The following is a 7,465-nucleotide window of genomic DNA, read 5'->3' as shown; positions in this document are numbered from 1 at the left end:
AACGGCTTGCTCGCGGGTGCAGAAGCCATTGTTACCACATTTAATCAATGGTTGCAACAGAGCATTCTGCCCTTACATTGCTTGCACTCGCAAACGTCAGACCAGACAGCGATTGGGCAGATGCATCTGCTCCTTTGTATGGCATAACAGAAATGATGAATTACTTCCGAGATCAATTCGGTATCACGTATGCCCCAAACACGCGCGAAACTGTGTGTCGCCAGACCATTCATCAGTTTGTGCAGATGAATCTCGTCATTCCTAATCCAGACAACCCGGATAGACCTATCAACAGTCCCAAGACACGTTATCAGATGGAATCCAACCTTCTGGCATTAATCAAGTCATTTGGTACAGATGCATGGGAAAGCAAGCTGAGAAACTATCTGGCGACTGCACAGGGACTGCAACGCCTGCGCGAAAGGGAACGGTCTCAGGCATTAATCCCTGTACGATTGCCGGATGGTAGCGAAATCAACATAACCGCAGGAGGACAAAATACGCTCATTAAGCAGATTATCGAGGATTTCTGTCCGCGTTTTACACCGGGGTGAGTTGTCATATACGTGGGCGACGCCGGTGACAAGTTCAAGCTATTTGAGCGAACATATTTTGAACAATTGGGTGTTTATGTGAATGAGCACAGCAAGATGCCAGATGTGATTATCCATGTACCAGATCAAAACTGGCTTGTTCTCATCGAAGCATTGACCAGTCATGGCCCGATCAACATGAAACGCCATAACGAACTCAAAGATCTGTTTAGAGCTAGTAAATCTCCTTTAGTGTTTGTAACAGCATTTCCTACACGAAAAGTAATGAAAAAGTATCTTCAAGAAATCGCCTGGGTAACGGAAGTCTGGATAGCAGAGTATCCAGATCATATTATTTATTTTAATAGGGAACGCTTTCTGGGTCCATACGAGTAGCATAGTTAGAAAAAGCAAACCCGCGAGCACAGTCATCCGTACTCTATGTCCAGCACATGATTGGCTCGCGAGGTTTGATAGCCCATGGCACAGCAAATTGGTAACTCTTGCAACGATTCTCTGACTACAATCCCGCCACCCCCTTCGCACCGGTCAGATCACAATCGGTCAGATCAGCATCAGTCAGATCGGCCTCGGTCAAATCGGCGTCGGCCAGACTTGCTTCACGCAGGTTCGCGCCACGCAGGTTCGCGCCACGCAGATTGGCCCCACTCAGGTTCGCACGAGACAGATTGGCCCACGTGAAGATCGCCCCGCGGAGATTAGCGCCGCTGAGGTAAATACCGCTAAGGTTTGCCTCGCTGAAATCGGCATTACACAGACTGGCTTCGCCTAAATTGGCTTCGCTGAGATTGGCACCGATAAAGTTTGCCTCGTCGAAGGTCGCCTCACGCAGATTGGCGTGCATCAAATTGGCATTCGCCAGATTGGCCCCTTTGCCGTTGGCGCCATTGAGGCTCACCCGAATCAGGATAGCACCACTCAGATTTGCGCCACTCAAATTCACCAGTTGTGCCTCGCGCAGTTGTGCTTCGCTCAGATTTGCCCCAATCATGACCGTATCGCGCAGATCGGCACCACTGAGATTGCACAGGCTAAGATTTGCCCCGTACAGATTGGCTCCACTGAAGTCGGCAGCACTTAAATTAGCACCGCGCAGATTAGCGCCAACCAGCGACGCAAATTCCAGGTTAGCCCAGCTCAGATCGGCCTTACGCAAATCAGCATCACTCAAATCGGCACGCACCAGTTGTGCCCAATTCAATCGCGCTTCACGCAGATTGGCCCAGCTCAGATTGGCACCACCCAACTCACACACACTCAAATCGGCCCGGTACAGGTTGGCATCGGTGAGGCGGGTACGGCTCAATTGGGCTTCACTTAAGTTGGCATTGCTCAGATTAGCTGCACTCAGGTTCGCACCATTCAAATTCGCCCCCACCAGCCACAACGGGCCAGGTCGGTTGAGAAGGTCAAAAATCTGATCAGGAGTCAGGTCGGCCATACGGCCCTCCTTTACACATCAGTTGTACGGCAGCGTCGGCGTCTTCGAGACCAGCCAGATCGACGCCGGCGCACCCATTGAACGACAGGCGATCTGTTCTACGGCAAATTCACGACCGGTTTGCCAGTGTAGAGCCTCTTGTAATACACCACACTGAATATAACCGATAGGTTCATCGGCCTGCTTCCCAGCCGACATCGAGCAGGTGTAGTCAATATAGGCCCAGGCTTCCCCCCTATCCTCCAACGCCAGCCGGCGATCTTGATTCACGGCTTGACTCAGGCGACGTAAACCGGCCTGCATTGCCGACAGCCCCAGTTTCACCTGAGTAGCAAAGGGCAAGACCTTTGACGCAATCAGGGCAGCCGTCCCAAATAAGGCACTCTGGTTTGCGATGGCCAGACGCGCGGTCTGCCGCCCGATCCGCAACGCCATACTACGCGCCGAACGACCAAAAAAATTGATCAGGCCGGCATTGAGTGATGCATAGTGATAAAATGTCAGACCGGTCGTGGCTTTCAGTTGCTCCGGCGGGTAATTGCCGATCAGATGGCTTAAGCCGGCTTGTCGTAGTACGACGGCCAGACCGTTGCGCCCGATCACCTCTTCGGCTGCCAGTAATGCCCAACGCATATACGCATCAACCAATAGCAAATCAGCAACCGGATCGTGGTCGGAGCGGTCGCGGATCTCCATGCCTTCCTCCTCTACACGCCTGTGACCTGCGAATAGGTGTAGGATACCACAGACCGACCGTACATGTTACCGTCGTTGTAATAAACGTATGTGATGAAAAAAGTGGAACAGGGAGAGCAGGTTTATTTCTCACAGAGAACACCGATTGGAGAGGTGTAAACGACATCCCCCGCGCCATCGCCTGCATGGATGTAAACCAGGGGCCTGAAGCACAGACAAAGCCCTGAAGAATCAGAGAGGGGTATGTACTGGCATACCCCTCTCCTGCGATCAGACGTGTTCGTACTGCCTATTCACCCTTGATCTCAGTCCACAGATCATCGAAGGCAGTGGTGCCCTCATTGCGCACCGCCCACTCAAGGCGCTGATACATCGCGTCATCGGGGGCAAAGCCTTGCGCGTACAATTCACGCACCTCGGCGGAAATGAGTGGCAGCGCATCTTTATTGGGGGTCAGATAGCCGACATACTCGGTATTTTGAGCGGAGATTTCCGGTCGCATGAGAAAATTGATGAAGACTTGGGCCGTATAGGCATTGGGCGAGTCCTTGAGGATAACGAGATTGTCCATCCAGATCATGCCACCCTCTTTGGGGATCACAAAGGCGATGTTCGGATTACCGCTGAACTCATCACCCAACCCATTGCGCGCCTGCATAGCCGTTCCGCTCCAGGCATGGGCCATCACATATTCCTCGCTAGCAAGTTTGCGGTTCACGTCAGAACTGTTGTAGGCAGCCAGATATTGCTTCTGGGTCAGAAGGATCTCCTTGATCCGCTCTAATGCTGCCGGATCGGTGGAATTGAGTGACTGACCAATGTAGCGTAGCGCCGCCCCCGGTGTCTCACGTGCATCATCGAGCATGCTAAATTTGCCGGCAAACTGAGCAATCTGATCGGGTTCAAAGATCGCAGCCCAGCTATCAATCCCATTCGGGAAGAACTTTGTGTTGTAGGCAATGCCGGTAATGCCATACATGTACGGCACGGAATAGACATTTCCCTTGTCGAAGTACTGATCGAGCAGGTTGGGATCGATATGCACCAGATTGGTGAGCAATGACTTGTCTATCGGTGCAGCTAATCCCTCTGCTACCATGATCTGCACTGCATAATCCGAGGGAACGACAATATCGTACCCCGAATTACCGGCCCGCACTTTGGCCAGCATGTCTTCGTTGCTGTCGTAGGTGTCAACCACGACTTCGACGCCATACTCGGCTTTGAACTGATCGAGGATTGCCGGATCGATATAATCTGACCAGTTGTAGAAGTAGAGCGTATCTGCCAATTTGCTGCGATTAACACCATCACCGGTTGTCTGCGTTGTATCACCGCTGCCGGTACCGTATTCGTTACCGGGACCGGTGGTTGCATCACCGCCACCACATGCTGTCAGTACCAGAAGCAATACCAGTACCATCAATCGAAGTATCTGCATCCTCGACCTCCCTCACTACTGTGTATCCAAACCTATCGTCGTCGCTGCAAAAGTTGCGACAGTGCAACCAGCACCATCGACAACAGCAGCATCAGGGTAGAAATAGCGTTAATTTCTGGCGTCACTGCTCGTCGCACACGGTTATACACTTCCACCGGTAGGAGGGAAGTTCCCGGCCCAGAGAGGAACAGCGAAATGATGAAGTCGTCGAGCGAGAGGGTAAAGGCCAGCAAAGCACCACCAACGATACCGGGCAAGATCAATGGAAAGGTAATGCGCCAGAAAATATTCCAGTTATCGGCCCCTAAATCGGCTGCTGCTTCTTCGAGCCGACGGTCAAAATTTTTGAGGCTGGTACGCACAACAACCACAACGAACGAGATGCTGAAGGCGATGTGGCCAATCGTGACCGTGGTGAGGTTACGCCGTAGCGTCTCGCCAGTCACCATCTTAATCAGATCAAAGGCAATTGCCGAGAAAGCCAGTAGGGCTACCGCCATCACGATTTCGGGCACCACAATCGGGAGATAAATCAACCCTTCCATCGCCCCCCGCCCCCGAAACCGGTACCGCTCCATCGCCATTGCCAGCAACGTGCCGATAATCGTTGACACAACCGTTGACACACTGGCCACGACTAAGGTGTTCCAGGCGGCCCCCATCATACGTGGATTGTTAAACAGACGGATATACCAGTCAAACGTAAAGCCTGTCCAACGCACGCCAAACTCATCGCGGGTGAAGGAAAAGATGACCAGAATGACAATCGGTGCATACAGGAACAGATAGACCAGGATTGAGAAGATCGTCAATCCCACACCGCTCCACGTCAGGCGCCCCTCAGCAAACGCACCTCGTGTACGGGCCAGCGTGGTTGAAGCGGGTGCTGTCTTGATCATCGCTCTTCCTCCGTTGTTGCGCGGAAGTACATCATAATCAGCACCAGCAGCACGATCATCATCAGTACAGCCATTGCTGAGCCGAGTGGCCAGTTAATCGGATTTGCCCGCAGGAAGAGCCGCTGAATCAGATTACCCAGGTAGTCAACCTTAGCCCCGCCGAGGAGTTCAGAGACGACGAACTGACCGAGGGTTGGAATGAAGACTAGCACCGATCCGGCCACAATCCCCGGCATCGTCATTGGCAGCATAACGCGCAGAAAAGCTTGCACCTTGTTTGCACCGAGATCGGCAGCAGCTTCCATCAGCGTGAAATCGAAACGATCAAGTGCGGCATAGAGTGGCAACACCATAAACGGTAATTCACCGTAGATCAGGCCGAGGAGCGTAGCACCTTCATTGTTAAGCAAAGGGAGCCGACCGACCCCGATGATTTCAAGGAAGCCGTTGATGATCCCGTTGTTAGCCAGAATAATCTGCCAGGCATAGATACGTACCAGAAAGTTAGTCCAAAATGGAATCAGAATCAGCATCAGCAGCGGCATACGCCATTGTTGCGGACTGCGGGCAATGAAGAGCGCCAGCGGATAGCCGATCAACAGGCAAATCACCGTCGTCAGGACACTAGTCCAGATCGAGCGCCAGTAAGCGTTGACATACAGGCTCTGCGTAAAGATCGTAATGTAGTTATCGAGCGTTGGTTGATAGACGACCCGCCCCAATGCATCGTTGGTCATAAAGCTGTAGACAAGAATAATGACCAACGGAAACGCGAAGAAGAGCAAGAGCCAGAGCAGACCAGGAGAGAGCAGCAACAAGAGCCGGACACGGTCGCGACGCTGTTGTTGCTGTTGAAGCATGGTCATTGCGCCCTCCTATTCACTGAGCACCAATGCATTGTCGGGTGGACAGACAATGATAGCGGCTTCACCCGGCTGCCAGTATTCATCACGGTCAAGCGTCGAGCGGGTATTTTGTTCCCAGATGTCAATCGTGCGGCGCTCGTTAATGCGAACCGTAATCCGCGTATCACTACCGATATAATTGACACTCATCACTGTACCGGCGAGACCATCTGGCGGTAACTCACCGTTGGCAGCCAGTAAACGTACTTTTTCGGGCCGGATCGAATAGGTGACCGCTGTCCCTTCACTCAATGGACGAGAGGCCAGACCACGAAAACGTAAACCCTCTGGCGTCTCCAACACCGTGTAATTGCCATCACGCCCGATCACCACGCCATCGATAAAGTTGGTCTCGCCGATAAAGTCGGCAACGAAACGGCAATTTGGCCGCTCGTAAATCTCAGTTGGTGTTCCCACTTGCAGAATTTTGCCCTTGTTCATGACCGCAATGCGATCCGACATCGTCAAAGCTTCTTCTTGGTCGTGGGTTACAAACACGAAGGTGATACCCACCCGGGCCTGAAGGCTCTTCAGCTCGAGTTGCATCTCTTTGCGCAATTTTTGGTCAAGCGCACCGAGTGGCTCATCAAGCAACAAAACTTCGGGATGGTTGACGAGTGCACGCGCCAGCGCAACCCGCTGTTGTTGACCACCGGAAAGCTGGCGCGGTCGCCGTTCTTCCAGGCCGGTCAGGCGCACCAGTTCAAGCGCTTCCCGAACACGATGGGCAATCTCGGCCTTCGGCGTTTTGCGCATTTCGAGGCCAAAGGCAACATTTTGCGCAACGGTCATGTGTGGAAAGAGGGCATACGATTGAAACACCGTATTCACCGGTCGCAGGTGTGGTGGCGTAATACCCATTTCACGACCGTGAATGAGGATACTACCAGCGGTTGGCAATTCAAACCCGGCGATCATGCGCAGACTCGATGTCTTGCCACAACCGCTTGGCCCTAACAAAGAGAAAAACTCGCCGTCACGAATTTGCAGATTAACGTGATCGACGGCCACGACATCGCCAAATCGCTTGACAACGTCACGGAGTTCAATTGCGATCGAGTCGCTCACCTGAACACTCCTGCCAACTGGTTATAACCCAGTAATGAGTAACGCGAATTGCGGTACGACAGTCGGTGAAAGCCCACCGCATATCGCAACACTTCACCCCCATTTGCCAGGATCATTCATCGACATCGTGGCCTGCTGGCATCACACTGTGCTTTTGTTTGAGAGGTAGTATACCACAACCTTCTGGCGCAATTTTGCGTCGTCTCGCACAGATTTATATGGATGATATTTGGTAGATATAACTTGATTTTGAACACCAATGAAAGGCCATCAAATAGAACCTATTTCAAAAAACATCTACGAGAAGGTATCTTATTCATTGCCGCTCGATCCCATGTTCGTGACGAGCACACCCGGCCTCCGCATGACCAGCCGGGTCAACGACGTTGCACGCGCCAGATTGTGAGCACGGCTGGCGCGGCAGCATGGCTGCCGCACTCCAAACGACGCCACACGCGGAT

6 protein-coding genes and 1 pseudogene are annotated in these 7,465 nt (G+C 52.5%); 1 reads left to right on the top strand and 6 read right to left on the bottom strand.

The genetic code is table 11. The annotated features are described in order from the left end of the window. The first annotated feature begins 47 nt into the window (after positions 1 to 47). Positions 48 to 929 (top strand): annotated as a pseudogene (locus VAE55_RS09110) (BsuBI/PstI family type II restriction endonuclease). A 124-nt stretch (positions 930 to 1,053) separates the two neighbouring features. Here the strand turns inward: VAE55_RS09110 and VAE55_RS09105 are convergent. The 6 genes from VAE55_RS09105 to VAE55_RS09080 all read right to left on the bottom strand — a co-directional run bounded on the left by VAE55_RS09105 (position 1,054) and on the right by VAE55_RS09080 (position 7,004). After that, the gene (locus tag VAE55_RS09105; RefSeq protein WP_322815470.1) at positions 1,054 to 1,995 is read right to left on the bottom strand and encodes a pentapeptide repeat-containing protein; all 942 of its coding nucleotides are present in this window, start codon (positions 1,993 to 1,995) and stop codon (positions 1,054 to 1,056) included. Between the two features lie 18 nt (positions 1,996 to 2,013). Further along, complete coding sequence (locus VAE55_RS09100; protein WP_012257557.1) at positions 2,014 to 2,691, bottom strand: 4-vinyl reductase; 678 nt, start codon at positions 2,689 to 2,691, stop codon at positions 2,014 to 2,016. A gap of 289 nt (positions 2,692 to 2,980) precedes the next feature. After that, on the bottom strand, positions 2,981 to 4,132 hold the full coding sequence (locus tag VAE55_RS09095; protein WP_322815469.1) for a spermidine/putrescine ABC transporter substrate-binding protein: 1,152 nt from the start codon (positions 4,130 to 4,132) through the stop codon (positions 2,981 to 2,983). Positions 4,133 to 4,164: 32 nt separating this feature from the next. Continuing rightward, on the bottom strand, positions 4,165 to 5,031 hold the full coding sequence (locus VAE55_RS09090) for an ABC transporter permease (RefSeq protein ID WP_322815468.1): 867 nt from the start codon (positions 5,029 to 5,031) through the stop codon (positions 4,165 to 4,167). Further along, positions 5,028 to 5,897 (bottom strand): ABC transporter permease, encoded by an 870-nt coding sequence (locus tag VAE55_RS09085; RefSeq protein WP_322815467.1) that lies wholly within the window; start codon positions 5,895 to 5,897, stop codon positions 5,028 to 5,030. The genes VAE55_RS09090 and VAE55_RS09085 overlap by 4 nt, the downstream gene beginning before the upstream one ends. A 9-nt stretch (positions 5,898 to 5,906) precedes the next feature. Further along, complete coding sequence (locus VAE55_RS09080; protein ID WP_322815466.1) at positions 5,907 to 7,004, bottom strand: ABC transporter ATP-binding protein; 1,098 nt, start codon at positions 7,002 to 7,004, stop codon at positions 5,907 to 5,909. Positions 7,005 to 7,465: the final 461 nt, after the last annotated feature.

This window comes from Chloroflexus sp. (genome assembly GCF_034432675.1).
Lineage (GTDB): Bacteria > Chloroflexota > Chloroflexia > Chloroflexales > Chloroflexaceae > Chloroflexus.
This window is presented reverse-complemented; position numbering and strand designations above follow the sequence as displayed.

What these genes read in the sequence shown, in the direction of transcription:
- VAE55_RS09105 (WP_322815470.1), bottom strand. Translation starts at nt 1,995, where the DNA reads ATGGCCGACCTGACTCCTGATCAGATTTTTGACCTTCTCAACCGACCT.
- VAE55_RS09095 (WP_322815469.1), bottom strand. Translation starts at nt 4,132, where the DNA reads ATGCAGATACTTCGATTGATGGTACTGGTATTGCTTCTGGTACTGACA.
- VAE55_RS09090 (WP_322815468.1), bottom strand. Translation starts at nt 5,031, where the DNA reads ATGATCAAGACAGCACCCGCTTCAACCACGCTGGCCCGTACACGAGGT.
- VAE55_RS09100 (WP_012257557.1), bottom strand. Translation starts at nt 2,691, where the DNA reads ATGGAGATCCGCGACCGCTCCGACCACGATCCGGTTGCTGATTTGCTA.
- VAE55_RS09085 (WP_322815467.1), bottom strand. Translation starts at nt 5,897, where the DNA reads ATGACCATGCTTCAACAGCAACAACAGCGTCGCGACCGTGTCCGGCTC.